This is a genomic window from Pseudomonas sp. LBUM1644 (assembly GCF_059716195.1).
The window spans coordinates 3,029,598-3,049,250 of sequence record NZ_CP166812.1; the positions used below are offsets into that span (position 1 = coordinate 3,029,598).

Genomic DNA, 19,653 nt, shown 5'->3' on the forward strand with positions numbered 1-19,653 from the left:
TGCGAGGGGCCGACAGGCTAACCTCGCTGTTCCTATAAGAACAAAAACATCCAGAGAACCTGCCCCATGGATCGTTTACTCAGTGTCGAAGCCTTTGTCCGGGTTGCCGAAACCGGCAACTTCGCCAAAGCCGCCCTGCAATTGGGCGTGACTCGTTCAGTGATCACTCACCGCATCCAGCAACTGGAACAGTTCATCAATGCGCCACTGTTCCATCGCAGTACCCGGCATGTCCGGCTCTCCGAGGTCGGGGAAACGTACTACAAGGAATGCGCAGACATGGTCGCGAGCTTCAACTCGCTGACCGAACACATGCGCGAGCTGCGCGCCAAGCCCACCGGCAAACTGCGCGTGCAGATGCTGCCGGGCTTCGCCATCGGTCATTTCGGCAGAATGCTGGCCGAGTTCACGCGGCTGTACCCGGAGATCGAAGTCGACGTCATTGTCAACGACCGGGTGGTGGACCCGATCGAAGAGGGCTTCGATGTAGCGTTCCAGATGTTCCCGCCGATGGCCGAAACCCTGATCGAGCGCAAACTGTTCAGTGTGCGTCGATTGTTCTGCATGTCACCCGATTATGCCGCTGAGTTCGGCGTACCGAAGCACCCGCAGGAGCTGTTGCAACACAAGATTGCCTTGTACGAAGGCTATCCGTCGCGTAACCGCTGGATCTTCACCAGCGAGAGCGAGCAGGTGGAGTTGAGCCTGCCGGGCCAGGTGCGTTCGAATTCGGTTCATTTGCTGCGTGACTACGCGGCGACCGGGGTGTGCATCGTCTGCTTGCCGACGCTGGTGGCCAGCGATGACCTGCTCAGCGGCCGGCTGATTCCGGTGCTGCCGGACTACGCGTTGTCTTCCTTCAATTTCTCTGCCGTGTATCCCGCCACCCAGCGTCGGGCCTTGAAGGTGCGCACGCTGATCGACTTCCTGGTGGAAAACTTCGGCGACGAACCGTGTTGGGACAAGCCTTTGCTGGAGCGCGGCTGGGTGCGCTGAAGGGACCCCCATCCCTGTAGGAGCTGCCGCAGGCTGCGATCTTTTGACGTTGCTTTTAAAAAACAAGATCAAAAGATCGCAGCCTGCGGCAGCTCCTGCAGTGTTTGCGTTTCGCGAACACTGTTGTCGCCCGCTCTGTAATTGTTCCCGCTGCCGGTGCGACGTACTGTTGACTCACTGTTACTACAACAACAAAACGGTGAAAACCATGAGTAGCGCTGCAATCGAAACGGTCTTTGGCTCGCTGGATCACTACAGCAAGGGGTCGGTTGAAATCATCAGCGGCCAGGCCAGTCATTACGCCTTTTCGAATATTTTCGAGGTGGCGGATAAATCCCTTCCTTATGAAAAAGTCGTCGTCGGTCTCAACCTCGGCTACGTGATTGAAACCCTGCGCGCCGAAGGTCAGTCGCCTTGGTACACGGCAGCGCATGACGAGTTCGCCATCGTCATGGACGGTGAAGTACGTGTGGACTTCCTCAAGCTCGATGCGCCGTTGAACGCCGGCGAGGGCACGCAGTTGGCCGGTGAAATGCCGGCGGGCAAACCGATGGGCTACGTGCTGCTCAAGCGCGGTCACCAGTGCCTGCTGCCAACAGGCACCGCGTACCGCTTCGAAGCCAGCCGTCCCGGCGTGATTCTGCAGCAGACCATCAAAGGCCCGTTGTCGGTCGAGAAGTGGGCAGACATCTGCTTCAAGTAATCAACGCCGTCCCCTTCCAACAAAAGCAAAAAGAGGAATCCCGTCATGGCCATGCTTGAAAACGCTGCCGATACCCAGCTGTTTGCCGACGACGAAGTCCAGACCAGCGCGCCGCATGCCGTCACCGGCTACTGCAGCTTCAAACTCGGCGCCTTCGAACTGTCGCGCGACGAGTATTTTGCCCGTATCACCTGGCCTGCCAAAGGCCAGACCCGTTCGCACCTGATTCCGGTCGACGCCTTTCTGCGCGCCATGATGCGCGACGTGGCCTGGGGCTTTTTCTACGGTTGGGTCAACTTCGACCACGTCATTGGCACCCGCAATTACTACGGTAAAGTCGACCTGTACGCCGGCACCTTCAACGGCACGCTCAAGGCCGCCGGCGTCAACTACACCGAGAACTTTGAAACGCCGCTGATCATGGCCACCTTCAAGGCCATTCTGCGCGACTGGACCAACTCGACTTTCGATCCCTTCGCCGCCCCGGAAGAAACCGGCACCGCGTTCGGTCGCAAGAACGGTGACAACATCGAAGCCATCGAACGGTTCCGCATCGCCACCAAACGCATGCCTGGCCTGCCGGATGATTCGCCGCTGCGTAACGACTTGCCAGTCAATCGGCAGTTCATCGATGTTGATCAGGATGAACCGGAAGTCCACGCTGCAGAAGGTTTCGAAGGTGAGTTGCATGCCTTCAGCCTGTTCAAGTACCTGTCGCGCTCCGACGTGACCTGGAACCCGTCGGTGACTTCGGTGTGCAAGGCCAGCCTGTTCTGCCCGACCACTGAAGAATTCATCCTGCCGGTATTCCATGGCAATGACCGGGTCGAGTGGTTCTTGCAGTTGTCCGATGAAATCCTCTGGGACGTCGGCGACAAGGATGACGGCAACCCCCGAGCCCGCATCACCATGCGCGCTGGCGACATCTGCGCCATGCCGGCGGACATCCGTCACCAGGGCTACTCGACCAAGCGCTCGATGCTGATGGTCTGGGAAAACGCCACGCCGAACCTGCCACAACGCTACGAAAGCGGCGAACTCAAGCCGTACCCGATCGAGTTCTAAGACCCTGTGTCGAGCCCGGCGTCCGCCGGGCCATGCGCTCAAGAATCAAGTTGTCAGACACTGCGCCATTGGCGCGGTGCGAGGAAAATATTATGCAAAATCAGCTCTATATCGATGGCCGCTTCGTCGATGCGGTCGCTGGCGGCACCATTGACGTGGTGTCGCCCCATGACGGCTCGTTGATCACCCGGATCGCCGCCGCCGAAGCCGCCGACATCGATCTGGCGGTGGCTGCCGCCAAACGTGCATTCCCGGCCTGGTCAGCACTGGGCGCCGCCGAGCGTGGGCGCTTGCTGCTCAAACTGGCGGACAAGATCGAGGAGTGCAGCGAAGAACTGGCGCAGCTCGAATCCTTGAACACCGGGCATCCGATCCGTGATTCCCGTGGCCTTGATGTGCCGCGCACGGCGGCCTGTTTCCGCTATTTTGGTGGCATGGCCGACAAGATCGAAGGTTCGGTGATTCCGGTCGAAGCCGGCTTCCTCAACTACGTGCAGCGCAAGCCGATTGGCGTCGTGGGGCAGATCGTGCCCTGGAACTTCCCGCTGATGTTCACCAGCTGGAAAATGGGCCCGGCGCTGGCGGCGGGCAATACCATCGTGATCAAGCCTTCGGAAATCACGCCGCTGTCGACCTTGCGCATCGTCGAGTTGATGACCGAAGTCGGTTTTCCAAAAGGCGTGGTCAACGTGGTGCCAGGCTATGGCCATACCGCTGGCCAGGCGCTGGCGGAACACCTCGATGTCGGCAAGATTGCTTTCACCGGTTCGACGGCAACCGGTCGCCGGATCGTTGAAGCGTCGAAAGGCAATCTCAAGCGTATTCAGCTAGAGCTGGGCGGGAAGGGCGCGAACATCGTCTTTGAGGATGCCAACCTCGAAGCCGCTGTCAACGGCGCGGCGTGGGCGATCTTCCACAACCAGGGCCAGGCGTGCATCGCCGGTTCGCGGCTGATTCTGCACAAAGACATCGCTGACCAGTTCCTTGAGCGTTTCATCGCGCTGGCCAAATCCATTCGCCTCGGCGATCCGATGGACCCTGAAACCGAAATGGGCCCGCTGACCTCAGCGCTGCACCGCGACCGCGTGCTGGCCTACATCGATATCGCCATCGAGCAGGGCGGCAAGATTTTGGCCGGCGGCAAGGCCCCGGACGACAAACGCCTGGCCAAGGGCTTTTATGTCGAACCGACCGTGGTCGAGGCCAAGCCGAGTGACCGCGTGTGCCAGGAAGAGGTCTTCGGCCCGTTCGTCACCGTGGTCCGGTTCAGCACCGACGAAGAGGCGCTGGCCATTGCTAACAGCTCGGAGTACGGACTCGGCAGCGGCCTGTGGACGCAGAACCTGAGCCGCGCGCACAAAATGGCCAACGCCATCCACGCCGGCATGTGCTGGATCAACTGCTACAAACGCGTCAGCCCCGGCAGCCCGTTTGGCGGTGTGGGTCAATCCGGTTATGGCCGGGAAATGGGTTTCGAAGCGATCCACGACTACACCGAGGCCCGCTCGGTCTGGGTCAACGTCGACGCGAAAATTCCACCGCACTTCAAGCGCTGAGGCCGGCCATGAATCCTTTTGTGTACCAAAGCCTGCCGACCCGCGTGGTGTTCGGCTGGGGCAAGCTCTCGGCGCTGGCTGAAGAGATCGAACGCTTGGGCGCGCGGCGTGCGCTGATCCTGACCACGCCAGAGCAGCAAGGCCTCGGCGAACGCGTCGCAGCGCTGCTCGGTGATCGTGCCGCGGGTGTCTACCCGCACGCAGTGATGCACGTGCCGCTGGAAGTGGCGCAAGCGGCGCGCATTGAAGCGGCGCGTCTGGATGCCGATTGCTGCGTGGCCATTGGCGGAGGCTCGACCATTGGTTTGGGCAAGGCAATTGCGATGGATTCGGGGCTGCCGATCGTGGCGATCCCGACGACCTACGCCGGTTCGGAGATGACGCCGATCTATGGCTTGACCGAAAACCGCTTGAAGAAAACCGGACGCGACCCTCGAGTCCTGCCGAAAACCGTGATCTACGACCCGCAGTTGACGCTGACCCTGCCGGCGCAGATTTCCGCCTGCTCGGGGATGAACGCCATGGCCCATGCGGTGGAAGCGCTGTACGCCCAGGACGCCAACCCGATCATCGGCTTCATGGCTGAAGAATCGATCCGCTCGTTGGCGCAGGCGCTGCCGGGCGTGGTCAATGATCCTAATGACCCGGACGCTCGCAGTCAGGCCTTGTACGGCGCGTGGCTGGCGGGGATTTGCCTCGGTTCCGTGGGCATGGCCTTGCACCACAAGCTTTGCCACACCCTGGGCGGGACATTCAATCTGCCGCACGCCCAAGCGCACGCGATCGTGCTGCCACACGCCGCGCATTACAACTGCGAAGCGGCCGCCGGCCCGTTGCAACGGGCAGCCCGTGCGCTGGGTGGTAGCGAAGCGAGTGAGGTGGGCGCCTTATTGTACGCGCTGAACCAGAAACTGGGCATTCCGCTGGCCCTGGCGGACATTGGCCTGCCTGAAAACGGTCCGGCCGAGGCCGCGCAGATCGCTTGCGCCAGCCCGTATTACAACCCTCGGCCGTTTGAACAAGGCCCGATCGAAGCGCTGTTGAACCGTGCCATGAAAGGCCTGGCGCCAGCCTGATTCATCCACATCGGAACAATAACAATGACCGATCAAGACAAAGCAGCAGAAAAACTGATCTCCGAGAGTGCGGTGAACAGTTTCAGCGACGCACCCAATGCGCGTTACAAACAGATCATGCAAAGCCTGGTTCGGCACCTGCACGCGTTTGTCAGCGACGTCGAACTGACTGAGCAGGAGTGGTTTGAAGGCATCCGCTTTCTCACCGAAACCGGCCAGAAGTGCGATGGCCTGGTGCGCCAGGAATTCATCCTGCTGTCGGACACGCTGGGCGTTTCGATGCTGGTCGATGCGATCAACCATCGGCACAGCGCAAACGCCACCGAAACCACGGTGTTCGGGCCGTTCTATATCGAAGGCATGCCGGAGCGCGAATTCGGCGAAAACATGGCCTTCACCCCGGGCGAGGCGGCGCTGGTGCGCGGGCGCGTGGTCGATACCCAAGGCAATGCCCTGGCCGGCGCTGTGCTGGACGTCTGGCAAACAGCCGAAAACGGCATGTATTCGGGGCAGGACACCGAGCAGCCTGTCGGCAACTTGCGTGGTCGTTATCGCACGGATGCCGACGGCTGTTTTGCGATTCGCACGATTGTCCCGGTGTGCTACCCGATACCCACCGATGGCCCGGTAGGGCGCATGCTCAATGCTGCCAGCCGGCACCCGTGGCGGCCTGCACACCTGCATTTCATGATTGATGTGCCGGGCTATCGCAAACTGGTGACGCATCTGTTCAATCACGATGATCCGTACCTGGATTCCGATGCGGTGTTTGGCGTCAAACACTCATTGCAGGTGATCTATGAGGACCGGTTCACCCACGATGACTTGTCCGGCAGGGGAATAGACGTGCCGTTCAAGCGGGCGTGTTACGAATTTGTCATGGAAACCGAGTGAAGCATGGGCCAGTTTTTTGCAGTATTCGCTACAGACCACCCGGATTCCCTGGCCTTGCGTCAGCGTTTGCGGCCCAGTCATCAAGCGCACTTGCGCGCGACCGAAACGCATCGGGTGATTGTCCGGCTGGGTGGTCCGACCCTTGATGAGGCCAGTACCACCATGAATGGCACTTTGCTGGTGATCGAGGCGGGCAGCCTGCCGGAGGTGGAAGCGTTCATCCAGGACGATCCCTATGTCCAGGCCGGACTGTTTGCCAGCATCCAGATTCGCCCTTGGCACTGGAGCCTTGGCAACCCGGAATTGCGCGGCTGATCATGACGACCATTCCCTTGTGCCGATTGGACGACATCACGGATGGCGGCGCGCTCGGTCTACCCGAACACCAGCAGCTGCATCCCGCCGGGCTGATTGCGGTGCGTCAAGGCGAGCAGGTGTGGGTGTACATCAACCGATGCCCGCATTTCTCGGTGCCGCTGGACTATCGCCCCCAAGAATTCTGTACCTATCGCGGCAAGATCCTGATGTGCGCGCATCACAGTGCAATGTTTCGTTTCGAAGACGGTCACTGCATCGATGGCCCGTGCAAAGGCGCGCAGTTGCAGCCCGTGCCGGTACGATGGGTTGAAGACCGATTGGTGATGGAGGTGAAGGGGCACACTGATCACGGATAGAGGAGGGGTGATCTACACTCATTCAGGGTGAGCACCCTGCTTATCCGGAGGTCATCATGAAAAGGTTGTCGCCTATCAGCCTGTGCGTTGCGCTGTCTGTTTTCAGTGTCCAGGGCTGGGCTGAATCAGTGGTGCCGATGAAAGGACAAAGTTCGCAACAAACCCAGACGGATATCACCGATTGCCACAACATCGCGGCCAGCCAGAGCGCATCGACTGCACCGCCCCCTGCCGGTGGACGGCTGAAGGGGGCCGCCGTGGGTGCTGCCGCCGGTGCGGCGGGGGCCGAGGTGCGCGGACGCCAGCATGACGAGTTTTATGATCGTGTCGATGACGACACCAAGCAGGACTATCGCCAGAACCAGGCCAAAGGCACCGCGGCGGCGGGCGCGGTCGTTGGTGGTGCACGCCAGCGCCAGGAGCGCCGAGCCCAGCAGAAAACCAGTGCCGCGACCAGCTCGACGGCCTATACCAGTTGCCTGCAAGGCAAGGGATATCAGGTTAACCCTTGAACCTGCCTTTGCTGCCGTTGATCGAGCAGATGAACCATGAGGCAGGCATACAGCGTCACGACGATGAACAACCCCATGCGCACCGCAAAAGCGGTGTAGACGTCCTTGCCCGCCGCACTGTCCTGAACCGACTGCCCCAGCAGGATAATCATCGTGATCAGGCTGTTGAGCCAGAACCCCGGGCTAACCCGGGTCGGGCTCAGGCCATACAGCTTGCGCGCCAGCACCAGACCGACCAGCAGCATCCACAAAAAGAACATCCACAGATGCACGAACAGGCTGAGCGCACACCAGAACAGAATCGCCAGCACGCCACCAAGCAAGGTCGAGCCGACCAGTTCACGACCGGCGTTGCGGGCGGTCGTAGCCGACGTCTGCTGACCGAGGGTGACGGCCTTCAGAATGATCGGCAGATAGCTGGCTGGATCGATCAGCGCCAGAAGGAACGTGGGTAAGACGATCAGGGTTGCACGCAGCGCTACCCGGCCGACTTGTTCGGCTGGGAGGGTTGGGGCAGCCGGTGGCGACGGGGCATTGGCAGGTTCTGGAAAGAGCCAATGACTCAGCGCCACCACCATGACAGCGAGGAGCAACCCTTTGACCAGTGCGCCTATGACCATCACCGCCAGGCCGAAATCGGCAATGCCGGCCGAAGAAATCATGGTCAGGCCAATCACTAAAAACGTCACAATCAGGTTGTTGCCGCCGCGCAGGCCAAAACGGAACGCCAGGAACAGACTGACGCTGATCAGTAACAAGCCGCTGACGGGGTAATAACGCAGGATCGGGATCAACAACAGTCCGACACCGGTGGTCAACATCGCGGCCAATGCGAGCACCAGGCCGGCCTTGAACGGCAGCGGGCGGTTGAGCGTGGCCAGCAGCAACAGGCAAAGTACCGGCGCGAGAAACGGGATCGGCAAGGCCAGGCCGAAACTGACTGCGAGGCACAATGCCGTGCCAGTGGCCAGACGCAGCGCGCGTTGAGCCCGGGGATTGCACTCAGTAGGCATACGACAACCAGCTCATGAACCCGAGAAACATTCGGCCGAGGACGTTCAACGGATTGCCTTGGGTGGGAAAGGCCATGACTTCGGCCTGGCCGCCGGCACGGATGGCGCGACTGTCGCGCAACGTGTTCCTGGCGTCCTCGGCAAACTCGATAATCACCGGAAAACGCTGCGCCGGACGCAGCCAGTCACGACTGTTCTGCACACTTGGCAGGCTGCCGGGCGCGGTGGTCTGACCGACACTGACGCCATAGCCGACACTGCGTACGCGGCCCTCGAACACCTCGCCGGGCAACGCGTCGAGCACGATCCGCACCGGCGTGCCAACGGCGACCAACCCCAGGTTGTTCTCGGTCATGTCTGCACTGATCCACACATCATGGATGGCGATCAGGGTCATGAGCGGACTGCCGGCGGCGGCGAACTGCCCGACGTCGGTGCGCAGATCAGTGATCAGCCCCGCCGAACGTGCGCGTATTTGCGTGTTGGTCAGGTCCAGTTCGGCTTTTGACAACGCCGTGGCCGCGCTGCGCAGGGAGGCATTGTCTTCGTCGCTACCACCTTCTTGCTCACGGGCGCGCTGGACCTCGGCACGGGCGGCGGCCACCTGACTGGAGGCCTGTTCACGGTTGGCCCGAGACACTTCCAGCAGGCGCACGGAAACGGTCCCCCGGTCTTCACGGTACAAGCCTTCCAGTCGCTGGTTATCCTGCTTCGCCTTGAGTTCGTTGGCTTGCGCCGCTCGCAAATTGGCTTGTGCCGAAGCAATGCCGGCGGTTCCGGCACCGATCTGCCGGCGTGTCGATTCAAGGTCCGCGCGCGCACGGTCAACGGCGATCTGATAGGGCTGTGGGTCGACTTCAAACAACACATCGCCCGCCTTGACGTCCTGGTTGTTGCGCACGTTGACGCGGGTCACCCGACCGGCGACTTCCGCAGCCACCGGAATGACAAAGGCACCCACACGAGCCTGTTGGGTGTAAGGCGTGAAACGGTCAGCCAACACGTACCAGACCAGGCTGAGGAAGATCAGCAACAAAACCCACTTGACGCCTTTTTTCGAAGGGTCGGCAGCCGGCGCAGGTGGCTCGGAGGAGGGCGCGTCGGGGGAAGCCTGCTCGGCGTCACTCATGGTTTTGTACCTTGTCTGGAATAGGAAAGGCTGGTTGCGCAGCTTCGGGCTCTTCCAGCAAGTCGCCCCAGTCGGTGCGATGTTCCATTTGCTGGCGGGTGGCTGGATCGACTTTTGGCAGGGCGCTGTACCAACCACCGCCCAAGGCCTTGTACAGCGCAATGACGTTGCTCACTGCATTGCTGCGGGCAATCAGGTAGTTGTCCTGTTGATCGAGTAGCGCCCGCTGAGCGTCCAGCACTCGCTGGAAGTCCGAGTAGCCTTCGCGGAACTGCGTGCTGGCCAAAACGAGAGAACGCTTGGCAGCCACTTCGGCCTCACGCAGGATTCGCTCGCGCTCCAGCGACTTGATCAGGCCACTGGCGGCATCGTCAGCTTCGCGTGCAGCCTGGCGAACCTTGTCGCGGTAGGCCTCGATCAGCTGCTGCAAACGCGCATCCTGCACCCGCACGTTATTGCTGATCTGACCGTGATCGAACACATTCCAGCGCAGGCTCGGGCCGCCAATCAGGTCCAGGCTCCTGGACGTGCCGTTCAGTGTGTCGGCCGACCAGACGATGCTGCCGAGCAATGTCAGGGAGGGATAAAAATCACTTTCCGCCACGCCGATCAACGCCGACTGGGCGGCGACGTTCAGTTCGGCGGCGCGTACATCGGGGCGCCGCAGCAGCAGATTGGCGGGTACATCCTGCAGCACGGCACGGTCGACCAACGGGATCAATCCGGCATTCTCGCCCAAGGGCGGTAGCGCGCCGGGCGGTTGGCCAATCAATACGGACAACGCATTGCGGGTGCGCAAGAGTTGGTCTTCGAGGCTGGGGATGGTACTCAGGGTGCCCAGGTATTGGGTCTTGGCCTGTTGCAGGTCGAGTTCGGCATTCTGGCCACTGCTGAAGAGTTTCTCGGTGATCTCGAAGCTGCGCTTCTGCTGGCCGGCATTTTCCCGCGCGACACGCAGGCGTGCTTCGGTGGTGCGCAACGAGAAATAAGTGTCGGCCACTTGTGCCCGCAGTAGCACCAGTACGTCTTCATAATTGGCCTGGGCGGCGAAGTAGCTGGCATCGGACGACTCGATGGCGCGACTGAAGCGCCCCCAGAAATCCAGCTCCCAACCCACGTCGAACCCCGCACTGTATTGCCAGAAGTGACTGTCCTGCGGGTTAACCCCCCCGGATTGCTTGCGGTTGAAATACAAACTGTCAGCGCTGGCCTGCTGCAGTTGCGGGTAAAGCCCGGCCTGGGCGATGCCGAGTTGAGCGCGGGCTTCCATCACGCGCAGGCCGGCAATCTTGAGGCTGGAGTTATGCGCATCCGAATCGGCAATCAACTGGTCGAGCACTGGATCGGCGAAGACCAGCCACCATCTACGCAGGTCCGGATTCATCCCGCGTTGGCTGGCTTGCTCAAGGGCAGGGGTGTCCCAGTGCTTGACCCAGGCTTCACCCGGCGACTGGAAATCCGGCCCCAGCCGTACGCAGCCGCTGAGGGCTACGACGCCAAGCATCAAGAGTTGGCCGGATGTACGTGAATGCATTAAGCATTTTCCAGTCAAGGGAGGTCACTGGGAGCATAGACGCCCAAATGAGCCACTGACTGCTAAGCTTTTGCTGGCACCCCCCATCACCTGCGAACTGTTCAAAAAAGGCACGACAATCATGCACTCGACTCAGGCTAATGTTGCACCCCATTCAGCTGGTTGGCGCTTCAAGCTAGGCCTGGCGATTATCTGCCTGATCTTGGGATCGTGGCTGCTGGTGCCTGTCGCAATGGCTGTGGGAGTCCCGGGTTCAAGAATTGCGGCGCTGACCGGTGTGCTGTTTATCAGCAACAAAGTCCTGCTGATCCTTGTGATCGGGATCATGGGCAAGTCCGGGTTCCAGCAGTTGAAACGCAGCATGTTCGGCTACGTATCCAGGCTTGCGCCCTCAGCAGACGTCGAAGTCGGTCCGGTGCGCCATAGACTCGGCATCGTCATGTTCTGTTTGCCGTTGATTTCTTCGTTCCTTGAACCCTACGTTGACACTTTTTGGCCCGGCGTCAGACCCAACCTCTGGCAGCTTCAATTGTTGGGGGACGTTATGCTGATCGGCAGCTTTTTCGTCCTCGGTGGAAATTTCTGGGACAAAGTCAGGGCGTTGTTCATTCGAACGGCGCGGGTGAGTTCAGAGAGGGTTTGATTTCGCGGATAGGGAGGCTACTCCAACTGCATCTCTGCAAGCGCCCTGCGCATGGGTGCATCTGAAACTTGTATCGGGCCGTGAAACGGAACATTCATGTCCAGCACAAGATAAACGGAGGCGGCTATGAGTAAGGCCGATACGGTGAACATTCCCACGACCATCGGATTTTTCGGCGCCCGGTATCCAAAACTGGCCCTCTTCGGCATATACATATTGGCCACCAGACGAACCACGGTATTGGTGTCTTCGTCTCTGTGCCGGGCCGCCAGTTTGGGATACAGATGCATCATCACCAGCGATGCTGATAGCAACCAGCTGAAGATGGCTAGCGCTACCCAAATAGAATCCATGTGCTGCCTTCGAAGTCAGCGGTTTGAATGCGTACGGCGTCAAGCAATTACACCTTGATGCAGTGAATCCTAGCCTAAGCCGTTTCCTTCGGGGAAGCACACAGGTAATCACAATAGCCGTGTACTCATGCTTCGCAGTGGAGGGGAAAAACGATTATTTATAGAGAGAACGCCACCCGTAGAATGCCTTCAAGATCTTTCGGCTTGCGTCCCAACAGTTTTTCAAGCGTACGACTGCTCTGGTCGAAAGCGCCTTTATCGATGGCATTACCCCAGCCGCTGAGGAATTTCGCGACCGAGGTTGGCCAGCCGTCAGCCTCCCGAGCGGCGATGAAGGCTTGAACGGAAATGGGTTGGTAATCAACCGGCTTGCCCGTCAGTCTAGCCAACCCGTCAGCGATGTCCTGGAATGACCACGTTTGTCCCGCATTCAGCAGGCAAGTGCGGTTTTCATACCCTGTTTGGGTTAACAGTTCAGCACCGGCCTCTGCCAGCTCGGCAAAAGTGGCGAAGCTGGCTCGACCTTGACCTGTTGGGGCGCTGAAGCCTTCTTTTGCCGCATTGGCACCGATGAGTAAGGGCAAATCGTTAGCGTATAGCGGATGTTGAATAATCGTGTACGTGAGGCCCGACTTTTCAAGCAGTCGCTCGGTAGCGATATCGCTCTGCGTCACGCCTTCAATAGGTGCCAGCTCATCATCGATCCGTTGAATACTGGTGTAAACCACATGGCGAACACCCGCCCGGCCGGCAGCAACGATCACGTTTTTATGCTGGGCAAGACGATCACTGAACGCTACGGCTGACACCAAGTAGATTTTTTCTACGCCTTCGAATGCCGCCACCATCGAATCGTAATCGGTGTAATCCCCGTGACGCACTTCAATACCTAATGCAGCCAGAGGCTCAGCCTTTTCAATATCACGTGCCATTGCCACAACATCTGATGCCGGGATTTTTTGCACAAGTGAACGCAAGACAGCATTGCCCAATCTGCCTGTCGCGCCAGTAACGAGAATTTTTGCCATGATGTTTTGCTTTCCAATCTTGATATCAGGAGGAAGCCCATCATGACCAAAGCATCAAGGATTAATTAGTCTTCAATAGGTAGAATCAGCTTCAACCAAAAGTTGGAGATGATCATGGAAACCCTGGGTAATCTTGAATCCTTCGTCCGTGCCGCGGAAGCCAGCAGCTTTTCCGAAGCCGCGCGGCGAATGGGGGTTTCCTCTGCTGCGGTGAGTAAAAATGTGGCGCGACTTGAAGCCAATCTGGGTACGCGGTTGTTCCACCGCAGCACGCGAAGTCTCACCCTCACCGAGGCGGGAGAGTTGTTTTACCAACAAGTGGCGGAAGGCCTGGAAACCATCCAGGGGGCCATCAACCAGATAGGCGAAGCCCGAGAAATCCCCGCTGGGCGATTGCGGGTCAATTTGTCACCGTCTTTCGCTTACGATTATGTATTGCCATTGCTCAAGACCTTCAAACAGCGTTACCCCGCTGTTGTGCCTGATTGGCACTTGGAAATCCGTCGCGTGGATTTGATAGGTGAAGGTTTTGATGTCGCTATCGGCGGCGGCATGGAATTGTCACCTGGCGTCGTGGCACGAGAACTGGCCAAACTTCATCTCGTGGCTGTCGCTGCTCCGTCATGGCTGGAAGGCAAGCCGCTACCCACTACGCCCAGCGAGTTGCAGGGGGTGGATGGCATCGTAATGCGTTCGACCCACTCAGGCCGTTTGCTGAACTGGACGCTTCGTGATCATGGGGAAGGGCGGTTCGACCTCAACCTAAAACCAACGGCCATCATGAACGACCCAGAAGCCCTGTGCAGCTGTGCCGTGATGGGGCTAGGTGTCGCGCTTCTACCTTTGGACCGCGCGTGGCCTTGGTTACTACGCGGTGAGCTGATTCGATTATTGCCTGATTGGTATGTAGATCTAGGCGTGGTCTCGGTTTACTACTCTTCCAAAAAATCTTTGCCGGCCAAAACTCGGGTGTTCATCGATTTTCTGTTGGAGCATTTTCAAGAATCGCTCTGCCAACACTTCCGTGCCGATTGACGCCTACAGCAATTGAGCCAGCATCATGTCCGCTACACGCCGCAATTCAGCTTTGGTTGCCCCAGCTTTAGCATGACCGGTTATTCTGAATACTTCGTGAAGATCAGGTCCGTCGCAGGGGGCAATTTCGTATGGCAAGCGAAGCAGCCATTGATGATCTTTTCACTGGGATTGGGCTTGCCGTTTTCAAACTGCCCGTAACCCCATCCGCCTGTACTGGCGTAACGCTTAGAGTCTTTGACTTCGATCTGGACGTTCGTGGGATCCCCCGCGATGAAAGACTGGTCCCGACCAAACACAGCATTGTTTTGCGCGGAGGACTCATATTTATAAGCGAGTCGAGCGATGATAGTGCCATCTGGAAATGGAAGTGTTCCATCCCGAAACGCTTTCATGGCGACATCATTTCCCAGAATTACACGGATGTCAGGCTTATCACCTTCTTCATGAGCAATGCTGACAAATTGCCAGTTCCGGTAGCCCGGCGGGAGTGTCACGCCAAAAACTGGAGATCCTTCTGCAGCTGGGCCGGGGGTTGAATCAGCGGATGCAGCAATCGAAAAAACCAGCCCGAAGAGAAAACTGGCGGTCGCGGTTAGAACGAGCAATCGTGAAGTCATCACAAATTCTCCAACGATGAGTGTACGCAGTGTCGTCGACTACATTGTCGAGGGTCTGCAAGTGCATCCGGCCTTTCGGCCAGATGCTGGTCGAACGAACGCCGCGACCGCTCCAATGACGGTTGCGAGCATTCGTCATTTGGCAGTGGCAGCCGTTTCAATCAGGCTGGCAACAACCTTCGGATTGGACACCATCACAACATGGGACGCGCCTTTGACCGCGACGGTCTTTTTGGCATGCGCACGTTCAGCCATGAACACCTGGGCTTGCGCAGGGATGTTTTTGTCCTTCTCCCCGTAAACGAACCATGAAGGAATGGTTTTCCACGCAGGCTCACTCGACTTTTCATTGAGCGCGGCTGCGGTCACAGGACGCTGGGTCGCAGCCATCACCTTGGCGTCGGCGTTCGACACGTCCGCAGCGAACTGATCGTGAAACTTGTCCTGTTGGATGTAGAGGTCCTTGCCACCATCGGCCAATTCAACCGGTGGCGCCAGGGTTGGGCCAAGTGTGTTACCTGGGAAGCGACCCGCCAGGTCTGCGGTGGATTCACCTGCATCGGGTGCAATAGCAGCGACGTAGACCAAGGCTTTGACATTGGCATTTCCGTAGGCAGCTTCACTGATGACCGGACCGCCATAGGAGTGCCCGACCAAGACAACTGGAGTCTTGATGCTCGCCAACACATCAGCTACCGACTGTGCGTCACCCTTAAGCGAGCGAAGAGGGTTGGAAGCCGCGATTACCGGATACCCATCCTTTTCCAGAATTTTTACCACGCCGTTCCAACTGCTGGAGTCGGCGAAGGCGCCGTGCACCAACACAACGGTTGGTTTGACCGGAGCGGCCATTGCAGCTGTCGAACCGATCATTGTTGCTGCGAGGGCAAGGCCTGCAAATAACTGTTTCATCAAATGTTCCTGTGTATTGAGGATTGACGCAGTCAGATCAATTTGAAACGGGTGCAGAGCCGTCTGCGCCTTCATGGGTGGGGAGTTGGCGCAACGTCTATGGAGCGTTTCAGAACCTTTATTGCGCCATCAAGAAGCCCACGGGTCATCGAGCACAGACATCTGTTACCTGCTACGAATCGATCGACTGCGTGGGTCATGGTCTGCTTGTATCAAATGCGTGAGAACGACCAAAAAGGACAATCTAATATTTCACTGTGTGAAATGGCTGAGGTTTGCGCGTCGATATTTCGATTGCCTTCTTACTGGCTTGCGCCAGGCGAACGCTTGGGTGGGGTCTGGATATTGGCCGTGTATGTTGATAAAGAGGTAGTAATGGGAAAGACAAGAAATGAAGATTGTGAACGCCGTGGGGATCTACAAAGAATGGCTGTAGTTGAAAATCAGGCGGGTTTGATCCTGGTTTGCAACCGCAGCGTTGTCACTACGATAGGTGCCATGACGCAAGGTTGTCCCAAAGCCTTTCAACGGCCCAGCCTGGATGACGTAGTCGACCCTCATGTCACGCTCCCATTCCGATAGATCGCCTCCACCGTTTACATCTTTGATGTTGTCGCCTTTGAGGTAGGCGACCGATGCTTTCAGCCCAGGCACATTCAGTTTTGAGAAGTCATAGGAGTACTGACCAAAATTGGTTTGCTCACCGGCACGGGAAAAGTTGCCGACAATGGCATCGGTAAACAGATAGAACGCCGTACCTCCATTCCCCTCCGGTCGATTCCGGCCGTCTACGACGTTGCCCTGGTTGAGCCATACAAACCCTCCGTCGTCGCTGACACTTTCGTGGCCCAGCATGAACGCATGACCTCCAAGGCTGTAGGTGAACATGGCACTCCAGGTCTTGTTATCCACTTCTCCAGGTGTTTTGGCATAACCTCCGTTGTTATTGAAACGGTATCCCACCTCGCCATTTTTTCCGTCGGAGCTACTGTCGAAGTAGCGCAGATCGGTTTTGAATGACTGCTCATTGCCTAACGGAAGTACGTGAACCAGGCCAAGGAAATCCTGCTTGTAATAGTTCTCAAGTCTGGCGAAGTAGTACTGAAGCATCAGATCCTTGGTGACTTTCCAGTCACCGCCTGCGAAACGGAAGTCGTTTGAATCCTTCGTGCCGCCTGCAACTGCCAGCCCGGTAGGGTTGCTAGTAGCTCTACCGGATGACTGATCAATTTTGCCGGCGGTGAGCGTAAGGTTGTCGATTTCCTTGGACGTAATGATGCCACCGCCAAAATTCTGAATGACGAGCCGCGAATCCGTGGCAACAAGTATCGGCAGGCTCGGCGTGAGCACATTGCCGACAGCGATCTCGCTTTTTGAGAAGCGTGCTTTGACATTGGCACCTGCTCTGCTCCACGAATGGGAGGCGGAGCCGTCGGTATCGCTGGGGAAGAACGTGTTGGCATCAGGGTGATGGCCTTTACCCCCATCCAAATGAATGGCAACCAGCGATGACACGTCGAGGCCAAAGCCGACTGTGCCTTCAGTAAAGCCCGATACGAACCCGAACTTGAGCGCGGTTGCCGCTTCGCGCTGGTCGGCTCCGCCGTCGTGGTTGTCATTGGCGTAATACATGGTGCGTGAACTGACAGTTGCCTGACTGTCCTCGAAGAAACCATGCGCTTTGGTGTCTGCGGCATTGGCCCCGAATGAGAAGCTCGCGAGCATGATCGCAGCGGGCAAAGATTTTCTTTTCATAAAAGCACCTGAGTCGTCGGCGCTGATTGAAAACTGATCCGCTCTGTCGTTATGAAGATGACACGGGACGGATGACCGTTTTTTGCAATTGTGAAAAGCGTAGCAGCTCAAACGATAGGGCAGCGCCGAGCATGCTCACAAGCAGACGAATCACGTCAAAAAGTCTATTCCCACCAACACCAGCATCAGGGCGAACAGCAGCTTCAAGATCCTGGGTGACAGTCTATGTGCCAGCTTCGCTCCGAACGGGGCGAAGACCATACTGGTCAGTGCAATGCCGATCACTGCCGGCAAGTAGACAAAACCGAGGCTGTGTTCTGGCAGCAATGGATCGTGCCATCCAAGCATCATGAAACTGATCGTGCCCACGACGGCCGTCGGGAAGCCGCAAGCGGAGGAGGTCGCCACCGCCTGTTGCATGGTCAGGCTGCGCCACGTCAGGAACGGCACAGTCATGGAACCACCGCCAATGCCAAAAATCGCAGACGCCCAGCCGATCACCATGCCGGCCAGAGTCAGGGCAGGTTTGCCAGGCAAGCCACGGGTGACTTTGGGTTTGAAGTCCAGAGCCATCTTGATCGACACCACAATGGCAAAAACGCCAATGATTTTTTGCAAATGCGGACCGGCGATGAAGCTGGCGGTGACTGATCCCAACCCGGCACCGATCAGAATGCCGACCGTCATCCATCCGAATACCTTCCAATACACCGCCCCCGCACGATGATGGGCTCTGACAGACAGGATGGTTGTAAAGATGATAGTTGCCAGCGAAGTGCCAACCGCCAGATGAGTCAGCACCGACCCGTCAAAGCCCTGTAGGGTGAAGCTGAACACGAGGACCGGGACGATTATGAGGCCGCCGCCGACCCCAAACAGTCCCGCCAGTACTCCAGCGCATGCGCCGAGAGCCAGATAGAGCAGAAATTCCACGGTAGTCTCCAAAAATCATGGTGAATATAGGCAGTCGACACGGTAATCGCGTCGACGGGCCATCTTCCCCGGAGGCTTGAAAGTCAGGAATTACCAGCTTTTACAATCCAGCATTTCGTCTGCTGCAATGGTCCGGATGTTGGCGAGGTTGATCGAAGGTTTTGATGTGGAGATGCCGGAGAACTAAATCCCGCGACGAAGTTTTCCCGGTGCCGCCCCGTAAAACTCCTTGAATTTCTTGCTGAAGGCCGACTGCGACTGGTACCCGACCTGTACGGCAATATCGCTCAACCCCAGATGGGAGTGACTCAGCAGATCGAACGCCATTTCCATGCGGACCTGAGTCAACAGCACCCAGGGCGATGCGCCAGCCACACGTGCAAAGGCACGCAGAAAAGTTGCGCGAGACATGCTTGCCATTTCCGCCAGCCCTTCAACGGTCCACTCGAATGCAGGGTCGGCCAGCATCGCCTGCCAGGCGCGTCCGAGGCGTTTATCGCTGAGCAAGGCCAATGAGCCAGTGGTCTGGCCATCGCTTGCCAGGTGCGCTCGCAGGATCAAGGTGAACAACGCCTGGGATAGCGCGTCGAGCATGAATCTGGAGCAGACCTGGTCGCCATCCGCTTCGCCACGCAGCATCTCCAACAGTGCAGGCAACTGCCCACTGGCGGTGGGCGGAATGACCAGATACTCGGGCAGCGCGGCGAACAGGAGTGACGTGCGATTGAAGTGGAACCCGCCACAGAGCATGTCGAAATCGCGACTGGCGCCGCCAATACGGTGCATCGGCACGACACCTCCTTCGCTAACGTTCGGCACGGTCGGCGTTACGGTTTTGCCTGGGCTGTGCATGACATGCGGCGCGCCTCGTGGAAGCAGCAGAATGTCCCCGGCCTTCATGGGAACACGCTGGCCATCGGCAAAATCTACCCGGCACTCTCCGGCCAGAACGATGTGATAGGGCGCTTTGCCCAAGGCCTCCTGCGCATGCTCGCGTGCCCAATCCCCCTCGAACTGGCAGCGCAAATCGAGGCTGCCGCGAACATTGGCCAAGCTGATGAGTTTATCGATTGAATTCATTTTGAGTCTTTCGCAATCATCGCGTTCTCCCGCAGCTTCGGCACTGCAAAGTACCGGGGCTTTTTTACGTCATTGAATCGTGAAGGTCACCTTGAGACGATCAAGCAACAACTTGAGCATGATGAACAAAAGCACCGTTTGT

The 19,653-nt window shown here is 58.1% G+C and carries 21 protein-coding genes; 11 read left to right on the forward strand and 10 right to left on the reverse strand.

Features of this window, described 5'->3' with window-relative positions:
- Positions 1 to 66 precede the first annotated feature (66 nt).
- From ACA052_RS13620 to ACA052_RS13660, 9 genes are all read left to right on the forward strand, one after another.
- Positions 67 to 996: a LysR family transcriptional regulator gene (locus ACA052_RS13620; RefSeq protein WP_497650149.1), complete on the forward strand. Its 930-nt coding sequence runs from the start codon at positions 67 to 69 to the stop codon at positions 994 to 996.
- 208 nt (positions 997 to 1,204) lie between these two features.
- A complete protein-coding gene (locus ACA052_RS13625) occupies positions 1,205 to 1,699 on the forward strand; it encodes a cupin domain-containing protein (RefSeq protein ID WP_497650150.1) in 495 nt (164 codons plus the stop codon).
- A 45-nt stretch (positions 1,700 to 1,744) separates the two neighbouring features.
- A complete protein-coding gene (locus tag ACA052_RS13630; RefSeq protein WP_497650151.1) occupies positions 1,745 to 2,764 on the forward strand; it encodes a hydroxyquinol 1,2-dioxygenase in 1,020 nt (339 codons plus the stop codon).
- A gap of 92 nt (positions 2,765 to 2,856) precedes the next feature.
- Positions 2,857 to 4,320 (forward strand): aldehyde dehydrogenase family protein, encoded by a 1,464-nt coding sequence (locus tag ACA052_RS13635; RefSeq protein ID WP_497650152.1) that lies wholly within the window; start codon positions 2,857 to 2,859, stop codon positions 4,318 to 4,320.
- Between the two features lie 8 nt (positions 4,321 to 4,328).
- Positions 4,329 to 5,396: a maleylacetate reductase gene (locus ACA052_RS13640; protein WP_497650153.1), complete on the forward strand. Its 1,068-nt coding sequence runs from the start codon at positions 4,329 to 4,331 to the stop codon at positions 5,394 to 5,396.
- 24 nt (positions 5,397 to 5,420) lie between these two features.
- Positions 5,421 to 6,290, forward strand: a complete 870-nt coding sequence (locus ACA052_RS13645) for a dioxygenase family protein (protein ID WP_497650154.1) — start codon at positions 5,421 to 5,423, stop codon at positions 6,288 to 6,290.
- A 3-nt stretch (positions 6,291 to 6,293) separates the two neighbouring features.
- A complete protein-coding gene (locus ACA052_RS13650) occupies positions 6,294 to 6,605 on the forward strand; it encodes a YciI family protein (protein WP_497650155.1) in 312 nt (103 codons plus the stop codon).
- A gap of 2 nt (positions 6,606 to 6,607) precedes the next feature.
- Positions 6,608 to 6,964, forward strand: a complete 357-nt coding sequence (locus ACA052_RS13655) for a Rieske (2Fe-2S) protein (protein ID WP_497650156.1) — start codon at positions 6,608 to 6,610, stop codon at positions 6,962 to 6,964.
- A gap of 56 nt (positions 6,965 to 7,020) precedes the next feature.
- Positions 7,021 to 7,476 carry a hypothetical protein gene (locus ACA052_RS13660; RefSeq protein WP_497650157.1) on the forward strand — a complete coding sequence of 152 codons (456 nt, stop codon included), beginning with the start codon at positions 7,021 to 7,023 and terminating at the stop codon, positions 7,474 to 7,476.
- On the opposite strand, the gene ACA052_RS13665 is transcribed toward ACA052_RS13660, so the two are convergent.
- The 3 genes from ACA052_RS13665 to ACA052_RS13675 are packed head-to-tail and all read right to left on the reverse strand — an operon-like array spanning position 7,461 to position 11,152.
- The gene (locus ACA052_RS13665) at positions 7,461 to 8,489 is read right to left on the reverse strand and encodes a DUF2955 domain-containing protein (protein WP_497650158.1); all 1,029 of its coding nucleotides are present in this window, start codon (positions 8,487 to 8,489) and stop codon (positions 7,461 to 7,463) included. The two genes, ACA052_RS13660 and ACA052_RS13665, sit on opposite strands and share 16 nt — an antisense overlap.
- Positions 8,479 to 9,618: an HlyD family secretion protein gene (locus ACA052_RS13670; protein WP_497650159.1), complete on the reverse strand. Its 1,140-nt coding sequence runs from the start codon at positions 9,616 to 9,618 to the stop codon at positions 8,479 to 8,481. The genes ACA052_RS13665 and ACA052_RS13670 overlap by 11 nt, the downstream gene beginning before the upstream one ends.
- Positions 9,611 to 11,152, reverse strand: coding sequence for an efflux transporter outer membrane subunit (locus ACA052_RS13675; RefSeq protein WP_497650160.1), 1,542 nt, complete (start codon positions 11,150 to 11,152; stop codon positions 9,611 to 9,613). The genes ACA052_RS13670 and ACA052_RS13675 overlap by 8 nt, the downstream gene beginning before the upstream one ends.
- Before the next feature lie 121 nt (positions 11,153 to 11,273).
- Here ACA052_RS13675 and ACA052_RS13680 point away from each other — a divergent pair, with 121 nt between their 5' ends.
- Entirely contained in the window at positions 11,274 to 11,795 is a 522-nt protein-coding gene (locus tag ACA052_RS13680) for a transporter suffix domain-containing protein (protein ID WP_497650161.1), read from the forward strand.
- Positions 11,796 to 11,812: 17 nt separating this feature from the next.
- On the opposite strand, the gene ACA052_RS13685 is transcribed toward ACA052_RS13680, so the two are convergent.
- Positions 11,813 to 12,148, reverse strand: coding sequence for a bestrophin-like domain (locus ACA052_RS13685; protein WP_497650162.1), 336 nt, complete (start codon positions 12,146 to 12,148; stop codon positions 11,813 to 11,815).
- Positions 12,149 to 12,306: 158 nt separating this feature from the next.
- The gene (locus tag ACA052_RS13690; RefSeq protein WP_497650163.1) at positions 12,307 to 13,176 is read right to left on the reverse strand and encodes an SDR family oxidoreductase; all 870 of its coding nucleotides are present in this window, start codon (positions 13,174 to 13,176) and stop codon (positions 12,307 to 12,309) included.
- Positions 13,177 to 13,290: 114 nt separating this feature from the next.
- Between ACA052_RS13690 and ACA052_RS13695 the strand changes: the two genes are divergently transcribed.
- Entirely contained in the window at positions 13,291 to 14,211 is a 921-nt protein-coding gene (locus ACA052_RS13695; RefSeq protein WP_497650164.1) for a LysR family transcriptional regulator, read from the forward strand.
- Between the two features lie 80 nt (positions 14,212 to 14,291).
- Here the strand turns inward: ACA052_RS13695 and ACA052_RS13700 are convergent, their stop codons facing one another.
- From ACA052_RS13700 to ACA052_RS13720, 5 genes are all read right to left on the reverse strand, one after another.
- On the reverse strand, positions 14,292 to 14,831 hold the full coding sequence (locus ACA052_RS13700) for a cytochrome P460 family protein (protein WP_497650165.1): 540 nt from the start codon (positions 14,829 to 14,831) through the stop codon (positions 14,292 to 14,294).
- Between the two features lie 135 nt (positions 14,832 to 14,966).
- Positions 14,967 to 15,743, reverse strand: a complete 777-nt coding sequence (locus tag ACA052_RS13705; protein WP_497650166.1) for an alpha/beta fold hydrolase — start codon at positions 15,741 to 15,743, stop codon at positions 14,967 to 14,969.
- A 417-nt stretch (positions 15,744 to 16,160) separates the two neighbouring features.
- On the reverse strand, positions 16,161 to 17,498 hold the full coding sequence (locus tag ACA052_RS13710) for an OprD family outer membrane porin (protein ID WP_497650167.1): 1,338 nt from the start codon (positions 17,496 to 17,498) through the stop codon (positions 16,161 to 16,163).
- Positions 17,499 to 17,648: 150 nt separating this feature from the next.
- Complete coding sequence (locus tag ACA052_RS13715) at positions 17,649 to 18,431, reverse strand: sulfite exporter TauE/SafE family protein (protein WP_497650168.1); 783 nt, start codon at positions 18,429 to 18,431, stop codon at positions 17,649 to 17,651.
- Between the two features lie 183 nt (positions 18,432 to 18,614).
- Entirely contained in the window at positions 18,615 to 19,511 is an 897-nt protein-coding gene (locus tag ACA052_RS13720) for an AraC family transcriptional regulator (RefSeq protein WP_497650169.1), read from the reverse strand.
- Between the last annotated feature and the right edge of the window lie 142 nt (positions 19,512 to 19,653).

Coding starts and splice junctions, on each gene's coding strand:
- ACA052_RS13720 (WP_497650169.1), bottom strand. CDS start 19,511: ATGAATTCAATCGATAAACTCATCAGCTTGGCCAATGTTCGCGGCAGC.
- ACA052_RS13685 (WP_497650162.1), bottom strand. CDS start 12,148: ATGGATTCTATTTGGGTAGCGCTAGCCATCTTCAGCTGGTTGCTATCA.
- ACA052_RS13635 (WP_497650152.1), top strand. CDS start 2,857: ATGCAAAATCAGCTCTATATCGATGGCCGCTTCGTCGATGCGGTCGCT.
- ACA052_RS13700 (WP_497650165.1), bottom strand. CDS start 14,831: ATGACTTCACGATTGCTCGTTCTAACCGCGACCGCCAGTTTTCTCTTC.
- ACA052_RS13655 (WP_497650156.1), top strand. CDS start 6,608: ATGACGACCATTCCCTTGTGCCGATTGGACGACATCACGGATGGCGGC.
- ACA052_RS13630 (WP_497650151.1), top strand. CDS start 1,745: ATGGCCATGCTTGAAAACGCTGCCGATACCCAGCTGTTTGCCGACGAC.
- ACA052_RS13710 (WP_497650167.1), bottom strand. CDS start 17,498: ATGAAAAGAAAATCTTTGCCCGCTGCGATCATGCTCGCGAGCTTCTCA.
- ACA052_RS13705 (WP_497650166.1), bottom strand. CDS start 15,743: ATGAAACAGTTATTTGCAGGCCTTGCCCTCGCAGCAACAATGATCGGT.
- ACA052_RS13640 (WP_497650153.1), top strand. CDS start 4,329: ATGAATCCTTTTGTGTACCAAAGCCTGCCGACCCGCGTGGTGTTCGGC.
- ACA052_RS13690 (WP_497650163.1), bottom strand. CDS start 13,176: ATGGCAAAAATTCTCGTTACTGGCGCGACAGGCAGATTGGGCAATGCT.
- ACA052_RS13670 (WP_497650159.1), bottom strand. CDS start 9,618: ATGAGTGACGCCGAGCAGGCTTCCCCCGACGCGCCCTCCTCCGAGCCA.
- ACA052_RS13680 (WP_497650161.1), top strand. CDS start 11,274: ATGCACTCGACTCAGGCTAATGTTGCACCCCATTCAGCTGGTTGGCGC.
- ACA052_RS13665 (WP_497650158.1), bottom strand. CDS start 8,489: ATGCCTACTGAGTGCAATCCCCGGGCTCAACGCGCGCTGCGTCTGGCC.
- ACA052_RS13660 (WP_497650157.1), top strand. CDS start 7,021: ATGAAAAGGTTGTCGCCTATCAGCCTGTGCGTTGCGCTGTCTGTTTTC.
- ACA052_RS13650 (WP_497650155.1), top strand. CDS start 6,294: ATGGGCCAGTTTTTTGCAGTATTCGCTACAGACCACCCGGATTCCCTG.
- ACA052_RS13645 (WP_497650154.1), top strand. CDS start 5,421: ATGACCGATCAAGACAAAGCAGCAGAAAAACTGATCTCCGAGAGTGCG.
- ACA052_RS13695 (WP_497650164.1), top strand. CDS start 13,291: ATGGAAACCCTGGGTAATCTTGAATCCTTCGTCCGTGCCGCGGAAGCC.
- ACA052_RS13620 (WP_497650149.1), top strand. CDS start 67: ATGGATCGTTTACTCAGTGTCGAAGCCTTTGTCCGGGTTGCCGAAACC.
- ACA052_RS13625 (WP_497650150.1), top strand. CDS start 1,205: ATGAGTAGCGCTGCAATCGAAACGGTCTTTGGCTCGCTGGATCACTAC.
- ACA052_RS13675 (WP_497650160.1), bottom strand. CDS start 11,152: ATGCATTCACGTACATCCGGCCAACTCTTGATGCTTGGCGTCGTAGCC.